Origin of the sequence: Xanthobacter lutulentifluminis (assembly GCF_043194675.2) — a bacterium.
In the GTDB taxonomy this organism is placed as follows: Bacteria; Pseudomonadota; Alphaproteobacteria; order Rhizobiales; family Xanthobacteraceae; genus Xanthobacter.
Genome location: NZ_CM195525.1, coordinates 664,143 through 683,383 on the forward strand (window position 1 = coordinate 664,143; position 19,241 = coordinate 683,383).

16 protein-coding genes are annotated in these 19,241 nt (G+C 71.3%); 5 read left to right on the forward strand and 11 right to left on the reverse strand.

From position 1 onward, the window contains the following. The first annotated feature begins 16 nt into the window (after positions 1-16). The 5 genes from V5F49_RS02995 to V5F49_RS03015 all read left to right on the forward strand — a co-directional run bounded on the left by V5F49_RS02995 (position 17) and on the right by V5F49_RS03015 (position 5,615). Positions 17-2,653: a heavy metal translocating P-type ATPase gene (locus V5F49_RS02995; RefSeq protein WP_394114656.1), complete on the forward strand. Its 2,637-nt coding sequence runs from the start codon at positions 17-19 to the stop codon at positions 2,651-2,653. 428 nt (positions 2,654-3,081) lie between these two features. After that, the gene (locus tag V5F49_RS03000) at positions 3,082-3,789 is read left to right on the forward strand and encodes a ComF family protein (RefSeq protein WP_394114655.1); all 708 of its coding nucleotides are present in this window, start codon (positions 3,082-3,084) and stop codon (positions 3,787-3,789) included. 60 nt (positions 3,790-3,849) lie between these two features. Beyond that, positions 3,850-4,104, forward strand: a complete 255-nt coding sequence (gene grxC / locus V5F49_RS03005) for a glutaredoxin 3 (RefSeq protein WP_394114654.1) — start codon at positions 3,850-3,852, stop codon at positions 4,102-4,104. Positions 4,105-4,233: 129 nt separating this feature from the next. Continuing rightward, positions 4,234-5,118 (forward strand): carbon-nitrogen hydrolase family protein, encoded by an 885-nt coding sequence (locus V5F49_RS03010; RefSeq protein ID WP_394114653.1) that lies wholly within the window; start codon positions 4,234-4,236, stop codon positions 5,116-5,118. Continuing rightward, positions 5,115-5,615, forward strand: coding sequence for a DUF1178 family protein (locus tag V5F49_RS03015; RefSeq protein WP_394114652.1), 501 nt, complete (start codon positions 5,115-5,117; stop codon positions 5,613-5,615). Before V5F49_RS03010 ends, V5F49_RS03015 begins: the two co-directional genes overlap by 4 nt. 113 nt (positions 5,616-5,728) lie before the next feature. Here V5F49_RS03015 and ubiG read toward each other — a convergent pair whose 3' ends face one another. The 11 genes from ubiG to V5F49_RS03070 all read right to left on the reverse strand — a co-directional run bounded on the left by ubiG (position 5,729) and on the right by V5F49_RS03070 (position 19,220). After that, positions 5,729-6,472 carry a bifunctional 2-polyprenyl-6-hydroxyphenol methylase/3-demethylubiquinol 3-O-methyltransferase UbiG gene (gene ubiG, locus V5F49_RS03020; protein WP_394114651.1) on the reverse strand — a complete coding sequence of 248 codons (744 nt, stop codon included), beginning with the start codon at positions 6,470-6,472 and terminating at the stop codon, positions 5,729-5,731. Positions 6,473-6,576: 104 nt separating this feature from the next. Further along, positions 6,577-7,614 carry a tryptophan--tRNA ligase gene (gene trpS / locus V5F49_RS03025; RefSeq protein ID WP_394114650.1) on the reverse strand — a complete coding sequence of 346 codons (1,038 nt, stop codon included), beginning with the start codon at positions 7,612-7,614 and terminating at the stop codon, positions 6,577-6,579. Between the two features lie 290 nt (positions 7,615-7,904). After that, positions 7,905-9,446, reverse strand: coding sequence for a murein biosynthesis integral membrane protein MurJ (gene murJ / locus V5F49_RS03030; RefSeq protein WP_394114649.1), 1,542 nt, complete (start codon positions 9,444-9,446; stop codon positions 7,905-7,907). A gap of 225 nt (positions 9,447-9,671) precedes the next feature. Then, complete coding sequence (ftsH, locus tag V5F49_RS03035; protein ID WP_394114648.1) at positions 9,672-11,594, reverse strand: ATP-dependent zinc metalloprotease FtsH; 1,923 nt, start codon at positions 11,592-11,594, stop codon at positions 9,672-9,674. Between the two features lie 115 nt (positions 11,595-11,709). Continuing rightward, positions 11,710-12,819, reverse strand: coding sequence for a tRNA lysidine(34) synthetase TilS (gene tilS / locus V5F49_RS03040; RefSeq protein ID WP_394114647.1), 1,110 nt, complete (start codon positions 12,817-12,819; stop codon positions 11,710-11,712). Positions 12,820-12,825: 6 nt separating this feature from the next. After that, entirely contained in the window at positions 12,826-13,782 is a 957-nt protein-coding gene (ybgF, locus tag V5F49_RS03045; RefSeq protein ID WP_509210737.1) for a tol-pal system protein YbgF, read from the reverse strand. A gap of 184 nt (positions 13,783-13,966) precedes the next feature. Continuing rightward, positions 13,967-14,458 (reverse strand): peptidoglycan-associated lipoprotein Pal, encoded by a 492-nt coding sequence (pal, locus tag V5F49_RS03050; protein ID WP_394114645.1) that lies wholly within the window; start codon positions 14,456-14,458, stop codon positions 13,967-13,969. Positions 14,459-14,850: 392 nt separating this feature from the next. Next, positions 14,851-16,053, reverse strand: a complete 1,203-nt coding sequence (locus V5F49_RS03055; protein WP_394114644.1) for a tetratricopeptide repeat protein — start codon at positions 16,051-16,053, stop codon at positions 14,851-14,853. Then, entirely contained in the window at positions 16,050-16,673 is a 624-nt protein-coding gene (locus V5F49_RS03060; protein ID WP_394114643.1) for a thiamine phosphate synthase, read from the reverse strand. Before V5F49_RS03060 ends, V5F49_RS03055 begins: the two co-directional genes overlap by 4 nt. Before the next feature lie 124 nt (positions 16,674-16,797). Continuing rightward, positions 16,798-17,823, reverse strand: a complete 1,026-nt coding sequence (locus tag V5F49_RS03065; RefSeq protein ID WP_394114642.1) for a class I fructose-bisphosphate aldolase — start codon at positions 17,821-17,823, stop codon at positions 16,798-16,800. Between the two features lie 206 nt (positions 17,824-18,029). Then, the gene (locus V5F49_RS03070) at positions 18,030-19,220 is read right to left on the reverse strand and encodes a phosphoglycerate kinase (RefSeq protein WP_394114641.1); all 1,191 of its coding nucleotides are present in this window, start codon (positions 19,218-19,220) and stop codon (positions 18,030-18,032) included. Positions 19,221-19,241 lie beyond the last annotated feature (21 nt).

Genomic DNA, 19,241 nt, shown 5'->3' on the forward strand with positions numbered 1-19,241 from the left:
TTTTCCGGAGCCGCCCATGGCACACGATCACCCGCACGATCATTCGAACGCCGAGGGCGGCCACGACTGCTGCGGCGGCAAGGCGCCCCCGCCCCTCGACCTCACCGCCCCGCCCCACCCGGCGACGCCAGCTGCCGGCGGCGACTGCTGCGGCGGCACCGCTCCTCCCCCGCTCGACCTCACCGCCGCCCCGCGCCCGGCCGAGGCCCTGCCCGAGACCGTGAAGGACCCGGTCTGCGGCATGGACGTGAAGACGGACCCCGAGGCCGGCAAGCCCACGACGGTGCATGAGGGGCGCACCTATTTCTTCTGCTGCAACGGCTGCAAGACCAAGTTCGAGGCCGAGCCGGACAAGTATCTCGCTCCCGTGAAGGACCCCGTCTGCGGCATGATGGTCTCGCCCGGCACGGCGAAATATTCCGCGCGGCACGAGAAGAAGCCCTATTTCTTCTGCTCCTCCTCCTGCGAGACCAAGTTCAAGGCCGATCCCGTGCGCTATGTGGGCGGCGCCGCGCCCCCGCCGCCGCAGGAGGTGCCGGAGGGCACGGTCTACACCTGCCCCATGGACCCGGAGATCCGGCAGATCGGGCCCGGCATCTGCCCCATCTGCGGCATGGCGCTGGAGCCGGAGATCGTCACCCTCGACGAGGGGCCGAACCACGAGCTCGTGGACATGACGCGCCGGTTCTGGATCGGCCTCGCGCTGACCCTGCCGGTGTTCGTGCTGGAGATGGGCCAGCACCTGCTCGGCCTGCACCTGCTGCCGCAGCAGACCTCCAACTACGTGCAGTTCCTGCTGGCGACACCGGTGGTGCTGTGGGTGGGCAAACCGTTCTTCGAGCGCGGCTGGCTGTCGCTGAAGACGCGCCATCTCAACATGTTCACCCTAATCGCGCTGGGCACGGGGGTGGCCTATCTCTATTCGCTCGCCGGCACCTTCGCGCCCGGCCTGTTCCCGCATGATTTCCACACCCACGAGGGTGGAGTCCCGGTCTACTTTGAGGCGGCCGCCGTCATCACGGTGCTGGTGGCGCTCGGGCAGGTGATGGAGCTGCGTGCCCGCGAGCGCACCTCCGGCGCCATCAAGGCGCTGCTCTCCCTCGCGCCGCGCACCGCATTGCGGATCCGCGCCGACGGCACGGACGAGGAGGTCGACCTCGCGCTGGTGGCGCCCGGCGACCGCCTGCGCGTGCGGCCCGGCGAGAAGGTGCCCGTGGACGGCATCATCGCCGAAGGCCGCGCGGTGGTGGATGAGAGCCTTGTCACGGGCGAATCCCTGCCGGTGAGCAAGGAGGCGGGCGAGAGCGTCATCGGCGGCACGCTGAACGCCTCCGGCGCCTTCGTGCTGAAGGCCGAGAAGGTGGGGCGCGACACCCTGCTCTCCCAGATCGTGCAGATGGTGGCGCAGGCCCAGCGCTCGCGCGCGCCGATCCAGCGCCTGGCCGATCAGGTCTCCGGCTGGTTCGTGCCGCTGGTGTTCGCCGCGGCGGTGGCGGCGTTCGCCGTGTGGATGGCGGTGGGTCCCGAGCCGCGCCTGACCTTCGCGCTGATGGCCGCGGTGTCCGTGCTCATCATCGCCTGCCCCTGCGCGCTGGGCCTCGCCACGCCCATGTCGGTGATGGTGGGTGTCGGCCGCGGCGCGCAGCTCGGCGTGCTGGTGAAGAATGCCGAGGCGTTGGAGCGCATGGAGAAGGTGGACGTGGTGGTGGTGGACAAGACCGGCACCCTCACCGTGGGCAAGCCCAGCGTGGTGGCGGTCCGCGCCTTCAACGGCTACCCCGAGGACGAGGTGCTGCGCCTCGCCGCCAGCCTCGAACGGGCGAGCGAGCATCCGCTGGCCGCCGCCATGGTGCATGCGGCGACGCAGCGCGGTCTCGCCCTCGCCGAGCCTTCGGGCGTGGAGAGCCCCGCCGGCAAGGGCATCACCGGCCAGGTGGACGGCCATCGCGTGGCGGTGGGCCATGCCGCCTTCATGAGCGAGCTGGCCATCCCCACCGATCACCAGACCGCCATCGCGGAGGGCTTCCGCCGCGAGGGTGCGACCGCGGTTTTCGTCGCCATCGACGGACACGCGGCCGGCATCGTCGCCATCGCCGATCCGGTGAAGGACACCACCGAAGCCGCGCTGAAGGCGCTGGCCCGCGATGGTGTCCGCGTGGTGATGCTCACCGGCGACAACCGCACCACCGCGCTCGCCGTGGCCAAGCGCCTCGGCATCACCGAGGTGGAGGCCGAAGTGCTGCCGGACCACAAGGCCGATGTGGTCCACCGTCTGCGCAAGGAGGGCCACGTGGTGGCCATGGCCGGCGACGGCGTCAACGACGCGCCGGCGCTGGCGGTGGCGGACGTGGGCATCGCCATGGGCACCGGCACCGACATCGCCATGGAAAGCGCCGGCATCACCCTGCTGAAGGGCGACCTCAACGGCATCGCCCATGCCCGCGGCCTGTCGCGGGCGACCATGGCCAACATCCGCCGCAACCTGCTGTTCGCCTTCGTCTACAACGCGGCGGGCGTGCCCATCGCGGCGGGCGTGCTGTATCCCTCGCTCGGGCTGCTGCTGTCGCCCATGGTGGCGGCGGCAGCCATGGCGCTGTCCTCCGTGAGCGTCATCGCCAACGCCCTCACGCTGCGCGGCTGGCGCCCGCGCTGACGGCACTTTACAGCGCGCCCCCCGCGCGCAGAATTGGTGCGGGGGGCGCGATGGATCGGCCGGTCTCGGAGGCAGGGGATGATGCGGACGGACCGGTTTCGACCGGCCGGAGCCGCTGGAGGCTGCCCGCATGGGCTGCCGGCGCCGCGCGAGCCGTGACCGGCGCCGGGCCAGACGATGCGTACGTGCAGGTTGCGCATCGGCAGGACGGCCGGACCGGGACAGCCCCTTTCCATTCGCCAGATCCCGAAGACGACACCACACCGCGTCGCTCCGGCGCGCGCGCCCGCTCGCCCTCGTTCAACCCGGCGCGTGCGGCGACGGGTGAACGCCCTCCCCGCGCCGCCCGGTTCGGCGCGGACGGCTTCCTCCGCCATCCCCGCACCGCGCTCGCGGCCTCCGCCGGCGTCGTCCGGGGCGTGGCGGGGATGGTGCTCGGCTTCGCCCTGCCGCCCACCTGCATCGGCTGCGGCACCGTCACCGGATCGGCGGGCGGCCTGTGCGGGACCTGCTGGGGCCGCCTCTCCTTCATCACCAGCCCCTGCTGCGAGCGCACGGGCGCCCCCTTCGCCTTCGACGACGGCGCGCCGCGCATCCACCCGGACGCGCTGGACAGCCCGCCCGCGTTCGACCGCGCCCGCGCCGCCGTGACCTTCACCGACGCGGCACGCGATCTGGTGCACAAGCTGAAGTACGCCGACCGCCTCGACGTGGCCGCCCCCATGGCCCGGCTGATGGCGCAGGCGGGGGCGGAGCTGATCGCCTCCGCCGACCTGATCGTGCCGGTGCCGCTGCATGCCGTCCGGCTCTGGCGCCGGCGCTTCAATCAGGCGGCCATGCTGGGCCGCCACATCGGCGCCGCCAGCGGCCTGCCCCAGCGCGCCGACCTGCTGACCCGGCGCAGGGCGACGCGCACCCAGACCTCGCTCGGCCGTGCCGAGCGCCGCGCCAACGTGGCGGGAGCGTTCGCGCCCTGCGGCAATGCAGCATCGGTGCTGGCGGGACGGCGGGTGCTGCTGGTGGATGACGTCTACACGACCGGCGCGACGCTCGACGCCTGCGCCCTAGCCCTGCGGCGCGCGGGGGCCTCGGGGGTGGATGCCCTGACATTTGCGCGGGTTGTCGATTTCGCGTGAGGCCTTATGATGCGACGCTTTCGTGACGGTGCCCCGCCGTCGTGCAACCATCGTGACATCATGAAGCCCATCGAGATCTACACCAAGAGCTACTGCCCCTACTGCCATTCCGCCAAGGAATTGCTGCGGCGCAAAGGCTGGACCTTCACCGAGATCGACGTGACCACCGACAAGGATGGCCAGCAGGAGATGACGCGCCGCGCCAACGGCCGCACCACCGTGCCGCAGATCTTCATCGGCGACACCCATGTGGGTGGCTGCGATGACCTCTACGCGCTGGAGGACGCCGGCCGGCTGGACCAGCTCGCCGCCTGAGCTTTTCGTTCCGTGGCGCTCGAACCCGTGCAAGACTGAAACAACATCCTATCTGTCTGGGGAGGCGCTCCTGTCCAAGGGGCGCATGACGGAACGGGCGGGTTCAGCACCGAGGAAAGACCGCACCCTATGACCTCCGCCGACACATCCGAGACCCTTCGCATCGCGCTGGTCCAGCTGCGCAGCGGGCGCGACCCCGCCGCCAACCTGGAGACCACCGTAGCGCTGGTGCGCGAGGCCGCCCGCGGGGGCGCGCGCTATGTCCAGACGCCGGAGACCACCAACATCATGGAGCTCGAGCGGCCGCTGCTGTTCGAGAAGCTGAAGGAAGAGGCGGAGGACGCCACCCTCGCCGCCCTCACCGCGCTGGCGCGCGAGCTCGGCATCTGGCTGCACATCGGCTCGCTGGCGCTGAAGGTGGGCGACAAGCGCGCCGCCAACCGCGCCTTCGTCATCTCGCCCGAGGGCGAGATCACCGCCCGCTACGACAAGATCCACATGTTCGACGTGGATCTGGGCAACGGCGAGAGCTACCGCGAATCCTCCGCCTACCGCCCCGGCGAGCGGGCCGTGCTGGCGCAGGTGGACCAGTTCCGCCTCGGCCTGTCCATCTGCTACGACCTGCGCTTCCCGTCGCTGTATCGCGCGCTGGCGGAAGGCGGGGCGAAGGTCTTGACCGTGCCCGCCGCCTTCACCCGCCCCACCGGCGAGGCCCATTGGCACGTGCTGCTGCGTGCCCGTGCCATCGAGAACGGCGCCTATGTGCTCGCCGCCGCCCAGGGCGGCCGCCACGAGAATGGCCGCGACACCTATGGCCATTCGCTGGTGGTGGACCCCTGGGGCCGCGTCATCGCCGAGGGTGGCACCGATCCGGGCGTCGTGCTCGCCGAGCTCGACCTGAAGGAAGTGGCCGCCGCGCGCGGCCGCGTCCCCTCCCTTTCCAACGGCCGGCGGTTCGAGATCGCCGAACCGGGCCAGATCGGGCACCTGCACGTGGTGCGCGCGTCGTCATGATCCGCTACACGCTCAACTGCGCGGCGGGGCACCAGTTCGAGAGCTGGTTCCCCTCCTCGTCGAGCTACGATGCCCAGCACCAGCGCGGGCTCGTCGCCTGCCCGACCTGCGGCTCTGCCGAGGTCGAGAAGGCGGTGATGGCCCCCTCCGTCGCCCGCACCGACCGCAGCCCTTCCGTCATGCCGCAGCCGGAGGCCGAAGGCGTGCCCGCGAGCGCGCCTGCGGCCCCCGCCGAAGCCGCGGATCCACCACCCGTTTCGATGATGACCCGTCCCGAGGCGGAGCTGCGCACGCTGATGCGCCAGCTGCGCGAGCACATCGTGCAGAATTCCGACTATGTGGGCGACGCCTTCCCCGACCTCGCGCGCAAGATGCACGACGGCGAGATCGAGCATCGCGCCATCTACGGCGAGGCCACCGTGGACGAGGTGAAGGCGCTCCATGAGGAGGAGGTGGAGGTGTTCCCCCTCCCCGTGCTGCCGGACGAGCGCAACTAGGGTGCCGTTGGCGCCACGCCTCACCGCGACGATCCGCTCACCGCAACGATCCGCAATTCCCTCAGCATCGCGCGGTCTTACCGCGAGCGATTGTCACAGCGCCCGACGGCGGCTCAGCCCTCGCGGGAGGCCACCAGGAAGTAGTTCACCGACAGGTCCTCGGTCAGCCGGAAGTCGCCGGACAGCGGCTCGTAGGCGAGGCCCGCCTTCTCGCGCGCGGCAAAGCCTGCGGCGGCGAGGGAGGCTTCCAGCTCCTCGGGAGTGATGAACTTGTCCCAGCGGTGGGTGCCGGGCGGCAGCCAGCGCAGGATGTATTCGGCGCCGACGATGGCAAGCGCGAAGCTGCGCGCGGTGCGGTTGAGGGTGGAGAGCACCAGCACGCCCCCCTCCGCCACCAGCCGGCCGGCAGTGCGGATGAACAGGCCCACGTCGGCCACGTGCTCCACCACCTCGAGGGCCACCACCACGTCAAAGCGCGCGCCGGCCTCGGCCAGTTCCTCCGCCGTCACCGCGCGATAGGCGATGGCAAGGCCCGACGCGTCGGCATGGGCCCGCGCCACCTCGATGTTGCCGGGCGCCGGATCGATGCCGGTCACGTGCGCGCCGAGGCGGGTCAGGGGCTCGCTCAGGAGCCCGCCGCCGCAGCCGATGTCGACGAGGCTGAGGCCCTTGAGCGGGCGCAGCGAGCGGTCGTCGCGGCCGAAATGGCGCACCAGCGCGTCACGCACGAACGCCAGCCGGGCCGGGTTCATGGCGTGGAGCGGGGCCATCTTGCCCTTCACGTCCCACCACTGGGCGCCGAGCGCGTCGAAGCGCGCGACCTCCTCGGGATCGACGGTGGCGTTCATCTGCGACATCGGGCCTCCTCGGCCGTCGCGCGGACGGCCTCATGGCGGGGCACCAGCATTAGCCCCGCCCCGTGGGAGGGGCAAGGCGGGCACGCCCGGCGCCCGCCCCCGCATCAGCCGCGGACCATGCCCACGATATCCTTCACGTCGGCGATAGTCTGGTCGGCAATGACACGGGCCCGGTCGGCGCCCTCGATCAGGATGGCGTCGATGGCGGCGGGATCGGCCATCAGGCGGCTCATCTCGGCGCCGATGGGGCCGAGCTTGTCCACCGCCAGATCCACCAGCGCACCCTTGAAGGCGGAAAACTGGGCGCCGCCGAAGTCACCCAGCACTTCCGCCTTGGTGCGATCCGAGAGCGCGGCGAAGATGCCGACGAGGTTGTCCGCCTCCGGCCGGCCCTTGAGGCCCTCCTCCTCGGACGGCAGCGGCTCGGGATCGGTCTTGGCCTTGCGCACCTTGGAGGCGATGGCGTCGCGGTCGTCGGTGAGGTTGATGCGCGAGAAGTCGGAGACATCCGACTTGGACATCTTCTTCGACCCGTCGCGCAGGCTCATCACCCGCGTGGCCGGGCCGGCGATCAGCGGCTCGGTCAGGGGGAAATAGCCCTCGCCATGGCCGTGGGCGGCGATGGAGGGGCCGAAGTCGTTGTTGAACTTCATCGCGATGTCGCGGGTCAGCTCCAGATGCTGCTTCTGGTCCTCGCCCACCGGCACATGGGTGGCGCGATAGAGCAGGATGTCCGCCGCCATCAGGTCGGGATAGGCGAACAGGCCGACCGAGACGTTCTCGCGGTCCTTTCCGGCCTTCTCCTTGAACTGCGTCATGCGGTTCAGCCAGCCCATGCGGGCGACGCAGTTGAAGATCCAGGCGAGCTCGGCGTGGCCGGAGACCTGGCTCTGATTGAAGACGATGTGGGCGGCCGGATCGATGCCGCAGGCGATGAAGGCGGCGGTGACCTCGCGGGTGTGGCGCTTCAGCTCCTCGGGGTCCTGCCACACGGTGATGGCGTGCAGGTCCACCACGCAATAGATGCACTCGTGGCTCTTCTGCAGCTCCACGAAGCGCTTGATGGCGCCGAGATAATTGCCGAGGTGCAGGTTGCCCGTAGGCTGCACGCCAGAGAATACGCGTTCCGCGACCGCCGCCATGGCGACCTCCAAATGAGCGGGCGGCACCGGCCGCCGCTCGCAGGCCGGTCCCGGCGGCGCATCGCGGCGGACCGGCTCGGCCGGCGCCGGGATGCGTTCCGCGACCCGCAGGGATGAGCCCCCGGCGGCGCTGCGCCCGACCCGGGAGACGATGGCCGCGTCATGCCACCCCCGCCCCGCCGGCGCAAGGGGCGGGGCGCCGCGCGACCCCTCGCAAGCCGGTTCCCGCTGATGCGCCGGCCGCATGTGAAACCCCGCAGCGGCACCACGCGGCCCGGCCGGCAACGTCCTCAGGCCGGGCCGATCCGCCGCCCGAGGAGCGCCTTGAACCCCAGGCCGACGCCGCCATAGGCCGCGACGCCGCAGCCCACGAGCACGGCCAGCCGGATGGCCGCAGGCACCTGCCCTTCCGGCGCGGGCCATGCGGCAGCAAGCGCCAGCACGGATCCGCCCATCACCGCGCTGGCGGCGGCAAGGCCGAGTGCGGAGAGGATGACCGCGCGCGACAGGGCCAACGCGCCCCGCCGCAGCAGCACGGTCCCCAGCGCGCCGATGGAGGCGAAGGCCGAAAGCGCCACGGCACCCGCGGCTGCGGTGGGTCCCGCGCCCAGACCGAGGGCAGCGGCAGCGGCCACGCACAGGACCAGGGAGGCGAGCGCGATCCGCTCGGCCGCGCGCACAAGACCGGAGGTGGCGGCGGTGGCGGACAGGATGCGCTCCAGCCCCTGCGCCGGCAGGGACACGGCGAGCACCGCCAGCAGCGCGCCGGTCAGCCGGGCGTCGTCCGCATCGAAGCTGCCGCGCTGGAACAGCACCGTGACGATCGGCTCGGCCAGCACGGCGAGGCCGGTCGCGGCCGGCAAGGCGAAGGCGAGCGCGGCGAGCACGGCACGCCCCGCCGCCTCGGATGCTTCCCCGGCGCCCTGCCGCCGCAGCAGGGCCGGCACCAGCACCGCCCCGGCGCTCGCGCCGACGAGGCCGAGAGGGAGATCCATGAGCCGCTGGGCGTAGTTGAGGGCCGCCACCGCGCCCGGGCTGGCGGACACCGCCGCCGCCACGATGATCAGCCGGAACTGGCTGAGCCCGGCGAACAGGAGCGCCGGCGAGGCTGCCCGCACCACGCCGAGCGCCGCGCCGATCCGCTCACCCATCCGCGCGCGCATGGCGCGGGAGAACATCGGCCGGGCCGGGCAGCCGCGGGCCGCGATCATCATCAGCACCAGTTGCGCCACCCCCGCGGCGACCGTGGCGAGCGCGATGGCGAAGGCGGCGGCATCGCTCTCCATCAGGCCATCGGCGATGAGGACGGCAATGACGCTCAGCACCGTCATGTTGGCGGCGACCGGCGCCAGCGCCGGCAGCGTCACGCGGTGGGCGGCATTGGCCACACCGCCATAGATGGCCGCGAGGCCGGCAAGCGGCAGATAGAGCACCGCCACGCGCCCGCAGAGAATGGCGACATCCGCCCGCTGCCCGCCCGGCTCGAAGCCCGGCGCCAAAAGGCGGATCAGCTGCGGCATGAAGATCGAGGCCGGCACGGCACAGAGGAGCAGCAGCCCGAACAGCAGCACCAGCGTCGCGGCCGCGAGGGCCTGCGGAGCGGCGCCGCCCTCATCCTCGGCGCGGGCAAGGGCGGGAATGAAGGCGAGGTTGAAGGCGCCTTCCGCAAGCAGGCGGCGCGCGAGCAAGGGCAGCGCCAGCGCCGCCACCAGCGCGTCCGCCACCGGCCCCGCCCCCAGCACCGCGGCGGTGGCCGCATCCCGCACGAATCCCAGCACGCGCGAGAGCAGCGTCGCCGCCGAGACGATGGAGGTGCGGGCAAGGAGCGACATGGGCGAGACGGCGGATGGAGTGACGGGCCGTCCCCTGGAGAGACAGCGGGCCGGCGGTACCGGGCGTTATGGCAACCTGGGGCGCGGGTGTCGATGCGTGTCTGCGTCGCCGGGGGCGCCCGTCCTCCGAGGCCGGCGGCGAGGCGCTGCCCATGCTCCACGCGATCACGCTGCGGCCAATAAAAAACGCCCGCTTGCGCGGGCGTTTCTCTTGATCGATCGACCTCAGGCCTGGGGCTGGGGCTCGATGGAGCCGCCGGCACCGCCGGGGCGGGGGCGCTTGGTGGTGGGGATGGCCGAACCGCGCGGGTTGGACGGCTCGATCACGCTTTCCCGGTTCGGCGTCTTGCCGTTCAGCAGGTCCACGATCTCGTCGCCCGAGAGCGTCTCGTACTCCAGAAGGCCACGGGCGAGGGCTTCAAGGTCGTCCGCGCGCTCGGTCAGGATGCGCTTGGCCTCGGTATAGCCCTCGTCCACGAGCCGCCTGACCTCCTTGTCGATGGTCTGGGCGGTGGCTTCCGACACATTCTGGTGCCGCTGCATGGACATGCCGAGGAACACGTCCTCGTTGTTCTCGCCGTAAGCTACCTGGCCGAGCAGGTCGGAGAAGCCCCAGCGGGTCACCATCATCTTGGCGAGGCGGGTGGCCTGCTCGATGTCGGAGGCGGCGCCGGACGTGACCTTGTCATGGCCGAAGATCAGCTCCTCGGCCACGCGCCCGCCCATCATGATGGCGAGGCGCGAGGTCATCTGCTCGTAGCTCATGGAGAGCTTGTCGCGCTCCGGCAGCTGCATAACCATGCCCAGCGCGCGGCCGCGCGGGATGATGGTCGCCTTGTGCACCGGGTCGGTGGCCGGGACGTTGAGGGCGACGATGGCGTGGCCGCCCTCGTGATAGGCGGTGAGGAGCTTCTCCTCCTCCGTCATCACCAGCGAGCGGCGCTCGGCGCCCATCATCACCTTGTCCTTGGCGTCCTCGAACTCCTGCATGGTGACCATGCGCTTGTTGCGCCGGGCCGCCATCAGCGCCGCCTCGTTGCAGAGGTTGGCGAGGTCCGCGCCGGAGAAGCCGGGGGTGCCGCGGGCGATGGTCTTCAGGTTCACGTCGGGCGCGACCGGGATCTTGCGGGCATGCACCTTCAGGATCTGCTCGCGGCCCACCACGTCCGGGTTCGGCACCACCACCTGGCGGTCGAAGCGGCCGGGACGCAGCAGCGCCGGGTCGAGCACGTCCGGACGGTTGGTGGCGGCGATGAGGATGATGCCCTCGTTCGCCTCGAAGCCGTCCATCTCCACCAGCAGCTGGTTGAGGGTCTGCTCGCGCTCGTCATTGCCGCCGCCGAGGCCGGCCCCGCGGTGGCGACCCACCGCGTCGATCTCGTCGATGAAGATGATGCACGGCGCGTTCTTCTTCGCCTGCTCGAACATGTCGCGCACGCGGCTCGCGCCGACGCCCACGAACATCTCCACGAAGTCGGAGCCCGAGATGGTGAAGAACGGCACGTTGGCCTCGCCGGCGATGGCGCGGGCGAGCAGCGTCTTGCCGGTGCCGGGGGGGCCGACCAGCAGCACGCCGCGCGGGATGCGGCCGCCGAGGCGCTGGAACTTCTGCGGGTCGCGCAGGAAGTCCACGATCTCGGTCAGGTCGCTCTTGGCCTCGTCGATGCCGGCCACGTCGTCGAAGGTGACGCGGCCGTGCGCCTCGGTGAGGAGCTTGGCGCGGCTCTTGCCGAAGCCCATGGCCTTGCCGCCGGCGCCCTGCATCTGGCGCGACAGGAAGATCCACACGCCGATCAGCGCCAGGAACGGCAGCCAAGACACCAGCAGGCTCACGAACCACGGCACGTTGTCCGTCGGCGCGCGGGCGGTGATCTGCACGCCCTTGCCATACAGACGCTGCACCAGCGAGGGGTCGTTGGGCGCGTAGGTCTGGAAGGTGCCGGAGCGATCCGAATAGGTGCCGGTGATGTTCGGCCCCTCGATCACCACCTCGCGCACCTTGCCGGCGTCGACGTCGTTGAGGAGCTGCGAGAAGGAGATTTCGTTCGCGTTGGTGCGCTGGCCCGGGCTGTTGAACAGCGAGAACAGCGCCAGCAGCAGCAGAACGATGATCACCCACAGGGCGAAATTGCGTAGATTGGCGTTCATTGAACCCTCTTGGGGACAGCCGGGCGGGGCTGAGCGCGACGCCTTACGATACGGAAGGAAAAACTCCCGCGCTCTCGGCCGTCGGCGGGACCTCCCACACCGTCCGCTGCCTAATCTAGGAGCGAGGCCCCCTCTTGCCAAGGACACCCGGCGCCGCGCCGTGTGAATTCGACGCGAGCGGCGCCTCCGCCCGGCGGGCCGGAGCCGTCGACACCTGCAGCAGACCCTTGTGGCGACTTACCAGAGCACCAGCAAGGGTGCGACGAAACGGGCCGCCGGCTGCGGCATCGGCCGCGCTCAAGGCATCCATCAGGCTTTCCAGCTTGGCCAGCTCAACCGGCCCCTCGGTGCCGACCCGATCAATGGCGCGGCCGAGCAGGCGCAGCCCCACCTCGCCCGGCAGGGCGGCGAATCCCGCCGCGTCCATGGCAACGACCATGGCGACGACACCCCCCTCCCCTGCGGCCGGCCGGTCCAGCACTGCCTCGGCGGCATCGGCCGCCTGCTCCAGCGCGGCATCGGCCCGGGCCATGCGTCGCGCCAGCACCGCCAACCGGCGCGCATCGAGGCCCTCCCGCGCCAGCCCCGGCGCCAGCGTCCGAAGGCGCGGGCGGGCAAAGCGCAGGTCGAGGTTGCTGGGATCCTCGGCAAACGGCAGGCCGACCGCGGCGAGCGTCGCCACAAGGCGCGTCTTGGGCACGTCCAGCAGCGGACGCACCAGGGCGAGGCCGTCCCGATCGGACAGGGCCCGCATGCCGGCAAGGCCGGCAAGGCCGGAGCCGCGGGCCAGCCGGAACAGCACCGTCTCGGCCTGATCATCCAGGGTATGGGCGAGCACGATGGCGCCGGCGCCGGCCGCGCGGGCGGCCTCCGTCAGCAAGGCATAGCGCGCGCCGCGCGCAGCTTCCTGAATGCCCCGCACCGGCTTGGCACCGTCCCAGCGTAGGATCTGATGGGAGACGCCGAGCTGCGCCGCCAAAGCTGCGACCGCCGCGGCTTCCTGCGCGGATTCGGCGCGCAGCGCGTGGTCCACGGTCGCGGCCAGCAGCTCGGGACCATGCCCGCGCAAGGCGCGCCAGCGGGCGGACAAATGCAGAAGGGCCGAGGAATCGGGGCCGCCGGAGACGGCGATCAGCACCCGTTCAAAGCCGGCAAGCGGCGCGAGCAGAGCCTCCAGCTCGCCGTCGGCAACAGGAGATGCGGGATCAGGCGTGCCTGCCGCCATCGCGCCTCAGCATCCCACGCGCTTCTGTTCGCGCTCCACCGCCTGGCGGAGGGAGGACGGCGCGCGGGGGTACTTGCGGTCCACCTCCTGCAGCGTGGCGCAGGCGGTTTCCTTCTCGCCGAGGCCGGCCAGCGACTGGCCAAGACGCAGCAGCGCCTCCGGCGCGCGGGCGGAGGTGGGATACTTGGTGGAGACCTCCAGGAAGGAAGCGGCGGCGTCGCCGTAGTTCTGGCGCAGGAACAGGCTCTCGCCCAGCATGAACATCGCATCCGGCTGGATGCGGTCGCCCGGCGCGCTCTGGATGATCTGGCGGAAGGTCTGCTCCGCGCCGGCATAGTCCTGCCGCTGCAGCTGGGCCTGGCCGGCGTCGTAGAGCTCGCGCGATGTGCCGGAGGGCAGCGCCGCGACCTGGGTGCCGGAGGAAGGAACGCCGCCCGGCGGCGTGACCGGACCGGCGCCGCCGATGGTGCGACCCGCGTCGGCGGCGCGCGCCGGCGGCGCGGTGCTGGCTGGCGAGCCGAGCGGCTGCGGCGCCCCGGGGGCGGTGGGGTCCATGTTGGGATCGAATGCATCGGAGCGGCGGCCTGGCGGGCCGGGCACGGTGGCGGGCCGCCCGGACGGCAGCGTCGGCGCGGCAACGGGGGCCGCGGGCGTGGCAGCGGCGGGCGCGCGGCCAGCGGGGGCGGCGCCACCGGCCTCCTCGAGCCGGCGCACCTGGGCCTCCAGCTGCTGATTGCGGAACTGGAGCTGCTCCACCTGGCCGGTGAGCTGGCGCAGGCTCGATTCGAGCCGCTCCATGCGCGACACCATCTCGGAATCGTCGCTGGCGCGGACCGGCTCCTGGGTGGTGCCCGGCGGCTTGAAGATGTTGCCGAACAGGCCGCCATCATTCTGGGCGGCAGCCGGCAGGGCGACGGCACTGAGCGAGAGGGCGAGAACACCGACCAGCGGCAGGCGCATCATCATGGGTCCAAGGCTAGGGCGGGAGGGAATGCCGGAACCGATGCTCCGGGCCGCTCCACATTAGGGCGGCGATCACGTCCAAAGTGTGACTCGCCAACGGGTTGCGGGGCATGTGCAGGCCCCAAAGCGAAAGGGCCGGCGGCCGCGAGCGGCGCCGGCCCTTTTCGATGGCACCGGTGGGCGATCAGGCGCCGCCGGCGTTCAGCACCGTGACCGCGCGCCGGTTCTGCGACCAGCAGGAGATGTCGTTGCAGACCGCGACCGGACGCTCCTTGCCGTAGGAGATGGTCCGCATGCGGGAGGAGTCGATGCCGCGCGAGGCGAGATAGTCGCGCACGCTCTGGGCGCGCTTGGCACCGAGGGCGATGTTGTACTCGCGGGTGCCGCGCTCGTCCGCGTGACCTTCGATGGTGAAGGTGTAGCGGTTCCACTGCTGCAGCCACTGGGCCTGGCGATCGAGCGTGGCGCGCGCCTGGGGGGTGAGATCGGTCTGATCGCTCTCGAAGAACACGCGATCGCCCACCGCGACGACGAATTCCTGCGGCGAGCCGGGCGGGCCGCCCGCGCCGCCGACGCCGGCATTCTGGTTTTGATTGTTGGCGCACGCGGCAAGGGCCAGCGCGAAGCCGAACAGAGCCGCGAACCGGAAGCCGCGAGCTAGCCTGAGGAAACGCATTCCGGTATCTCCCTTCTCAACGCTGGACCGGAGGCTTCGATCTATCAGCCGTCCGGTTAAGCGAACGTTCCGCGCGCGGCCCCTCGGCCGCCTGAGCGCCCCGAAACCGCCGGCGCGGGGGCCTTCCCGTGCGCCATGGTTTCCAAGACGTTATGCCCGCCCACCAGCCGCATGCGCCGGCTTGCCCGCACATGGATGCAGGAGCGCTTGCGGCTGTTCCGGTGGGGACGACGGCGCGGCCATGCCGTTCCGTCGACGGCTCCTTCACTGATGCCGGCTCATGGCGTCATCATGGCGAGCACGTGCTGCCCGAGGGGCAGACGCGCGGCGGGATAAGGCGTTGCAGAACGGCAACAGCCGGCGCGGCGCGGCGAACGGCTCAGGAGCGCGGCTCAGGAGCGGCCGGCATCCCAGCGCGCGGCCTGCGCTTCGGCCTTCTTGCGATCCGCGGGGGTGAGCTGGGCCACCATGTCGTCGAGCATGGGATCGCCGAGGCCGTGCCGCTTGGCGAGCAGATGCCAGGATGCCGCCTGCACCTTGTCCTGCCCCACGCCGCGGCCAACCGAGAGCAGCCGCGCATAGCGATTCTGGGCGATGGCGTTGCCCCCCAGCGCGGCCTTGCGGAACATGGCGGCGGCGGCAGCCTCGTCCTTCGGCACCCCGACACCGTTGAACTGCATGATGGCAAATTCCACCTGCGCGGTGATGTGTCCCAGCTTGGCGGCGCTTGCCATCAGGCGCGCCGCGGCGGGCACGTCACGCTCCACCCCGTTGCCTTCCTTCAGCAGCACCGCCAGCGCGTACTGCGCGTCCTCGATATCCTTGGCGGCTGCGAGCTCGAACCAGCGGGCCGCCTCGGACGGCTCCTTGGGGATCTTGCGGCCCTGCAGGTAGAGCAGGCCGAGATTGTAGGCCGCCGCGCCGCTGCCCTTCTCCGCCGCCTGCCGGAACAGCTTGGCGGCGGCCGGCTCGTCCGCCTTCACGCCCTGTCCGGACAGGGTCAGGTTGCCGAGGGCGAACAGCGCCGCGGACGAGCCGGCATCGGCCGCCTTGCGGTACCATTCCACCGCCTTGTTCGAATCCAGCGGCACGCCATAGCCGGAGGAATAAAGCTCGCCGAGGAGGGTCATGGCGGCAGGGTCGGCGCCGGCGCGCGCGCGCTTCAGCGCCTCGTTGAAGGCGCTCAGATAATAGCCCCGCTGGTAGGCGCCATAGGCGAGATCGCCACTGCCGCCGGGGGTGTCGAGGCTCGGATAGGTGATCTGCGGGCCGAGCAGCGGCGGCGCCTCGCGGGCCGTGGGCGCGGGCTCCTTGCCCTTCTGCGGCGGCTTCGCGGCCGGCTTGGCAGCGGGTTTCGCATCCGGCTTGGCGGCCGGCTTGGGCGCGGGCTTGGGCGCGGGCGCGGGCTTGCCGGCATCCGGATTGGCGGCGGGCGCGGGCGACTGGGCCGGCGCCGTCTGGGCGAGCGCGGGGCCGCCGACCACCAGCGCCAGCGCCAGAATCAGCAGCGCGCGCGGCCGCGCGCAGCGCGGCGCCTCCAGCGCGGAACGCACGATGGTCACAGGACGCTGGCCGGTCACGCGCCGCATGCTCATGAGGCGCCGCCGGCCGCGTCCACGCGCGCCTGGGCCGCGGCCACCACATCAGCCGCGCCGCCGTGGAGGGACTCGGCCAGGGCCACGAAGTCGGCGCCCGCGGCGGCCAGCGCCTCCACCTCGTCAAGGCTGGCGGCGAGCCCGACGCTCGGCACCTCGAAAAGTTCGGCCCACCAGCGCACCAGATCGAGCGCGCGCGGGAAATCGCCGGCTGCGGGAGAGAGCCCGCCAAAGAACACATAATCGGCGCCGCTCTCGCCGGCCACCATGGCATCGTGCCGGGTGCCGAGACCGCCCGCGCCGACGATGGACTTCGGCTTCAGCGCCTTGAGGGTCGCCGCCAGCCGGGCGGGATCGGCCACGTGGACGCCATCGAGCCCGGCGGCCTCCGCCAGCGCGTCCGGCCCCTCCACCACCACCGCCACGCCGGCCCGCTGCACGGCATCGGCGACCTCGCGCAGGTGCGCGGTCGCCGCGCCGCCGTTCTCCGGCACGCGCAGCACCATGGCGGCGACATCGCCGGCACGCGCGGCGGCAAGGGCCCGTTCCGCCGACAGATCGGGCGTGAGCGTGAACACGAGCATGAGGCGGGCGCCGGGAGGCGGCATGTGTTGGGCCATGGGCAGATCGGTCAGCCAAGAAATCGGCAAATTAGGGGCGGGCCGGCGCGGACGCCGGGGAAGGCACCATACGAAAAAGGGCCGGCGTGTGCCGGCCCTTTTCCCAGAATGGTGAAAGACGCGCTCAGGCGGCCTTCTTTTCCTCGTCCGCGGTCCACTGGCCGAGGGCGGCCAGCGAGTTCATGTGGGCGCGGTGGGTGAAGGCGGCCTGGGCCTTGGCCACGTTCTCGGCCTTGCCCGACCACGCCTTCTGCGGCGCGGCCTGCAGCGCGCGGCCGTAGGAATAGGTGAGCTTCCACGGCAGGCCGCCGAGCTTCACCATGGCGTCGAGGTGGGCGGTGGCCTGCTCGTCCGACTGGCCGCCCGAGAGGAAGGCGATGCCCGGCACCGCGGACGGCACGCAGGACTTCAGCACCCGCACGGTCTTCTCGGCCACCTCGGCGACGGACGCCTGCTTCGGGCTCTTCTTGCCGGGAACGATCATGTTGGGCTTCAGCACCATGCCCTCGAGGCGGATGCGCTGGTAGTACAGCTCCTCGAACACCGTCTTCAGCGCCCACTCGGTGACGCGGTAGCAGGTGTCGATGTCGTGGCTGCCGTCCATGAGCACTTCCGGCTCCACGATCGGGACGATCTTCGCCTCCTGGCACAGGGCCGCGTAGCGGGCCAGCGCATGGGCGTTGGCGCGCAGCGAGGTGTAGGAGGGGATGCCGGCGGCGGTGTCGATGTCGATCACGGCGCGCCACTTGGCGAAGCGGGCACCCAGATCATAATACTCCTTGAGGCGGCCGCCGAGGCCGTCGAGGCCCTCGGTGATGGTCTCGCCCGGGCAGAACGGCTGCGGCTTGGCGCCGGCGTCCACCTTGATGCCGGGAATCGCGCCGGACTTCTCGATGAGGGTGACGAGCGGGGTGCCGTCCTTCGCCTTCTGGCGGATCGTCTCGTCATAGAGGATGACGCCGGAGATGTACTTGGCCATGCCTTCCGAGCGGAACATCAGCTCGCGGTAGTCGCGGCGGTTCTCCTCGGTGGATTCGACGCCGATGGCATCGAAGCGCTTCTTGATGGTGCCGCTGCTCTCGTCTGCCGCCAGGATGCCCTTGCCGTCGGCCACCATCTTCTGCGCGATCGTGTCGAGCTCAGCCGTCATGTGCCTTCACCTGCCGTTGTGCCGCCCCTCGGCGGGCTGGTTGCGAGGCGCTGCGGCCCCGTCGGGATGAGACCCGCGCCGCGATCGGCCGGAAGGCGGATCGGCGCGGGTCCGTTGATCATCTTACACAGTGCGCCGCAGCAAAAGAAGCTGCCGCGACGCAGCAAATCACGCCGCCGGACGCGCTTTCGCCCGGGGCTCGGCCGTCAGCGGCGCAGCGCCTCGACGCCCGGCAGGACCTTGCCTTCCAGCCATTCGAGGAAGGCGCCGCCCGCCGTCGAGACGTAGGAGAACTCCTCCGCCGCGCCGGCATGGTTCAGCGCGGCCACCGTGTCGCCGCCGCCGGCCACCGAGAGCAGCGCGCCCTTGCGGGTGAGCTTGCCCACCAGCCGGGCGACCGCCACCGTGGCGGCGTCGAACGGGGTGAGCTCGAACGCGCCGAACGGCCCGTTCCACACCACCGTCTTCGCCGCGTCGAGCTTCTGCTCCACCACGGCCACCGTCTCCGGTCCGGCGTCGAGGATCATCTCGTCGTCGGCCACGTCGTCCACGCTGACCACGCGGTGCGCCGCGTTGGCCTTGAACTCCTTGGCCACCACCGCATCCACCGGCAGCACGATCTCGCAGCCGGCCGCCTTGGCCTTCTCCAGGATCTCGCGGGCGGTGCCGAGCATCTCGTGCTCGCACAGCGACTTGCCCACCTTCTTGCCGAGAGCGGCGAGGAAGGTGTTGGCCATGCCGCCGCCGATGACCAGAATGTCCACCTTGCGCACGAGGTTCCCGAGGAGCTCGAGCTTGGTGGACACCTTGGAGCCGCCCACCACCGCGAGCACCGGACGGGCCGGCGCCTCGAGGGCCTTGGTGAGGGCCGAGATCTCGCTTTCCATGGAGCGGCCGGCATAGGCCGGCAGCTTGCGGGCGAGACCCTCGGTGGAGGCGTGGGCGCGGTGGGCGGTGGAGAAGGCGTCGTTCACGTAGACGTCGCCGAGGGACGCGAGGGCCTCGATGAAGTCCGGCGCGTTCTTTTCCTCGCCCGCATGGAAGCGGGTGTTCTCCAGCACGATCACCCCGCCGGCGTTGAGGCCGGAGATGGCGCCGGCCGCGGCCTCGCCGACACAATCGTCGGCGAACGCGACCGTCTGGCCGAGCTGGCCCTCCAGCGCCTTGGCGACGGGCGCCAGGGACTGGCTCTCGTCCCGGCCCTTGGGCCGGCCGAAGTGGGCGAGCAGGACCACCTTGCCGCCCTTTCCGGTGATGTCCCGGATGGTGGGCAGGATGGCCTTGAGGCGGGTGGCGTCGGTGACGCGCCCGCCTTCCATGGGAACGTTGAGGTCCACGCGGACAAGCACGCGCTTGTCCGCGAGATCGGCCTCATCGAGGGTGCGGAAGGCGATCATGATGGCGCCCCCTTTGCCCGG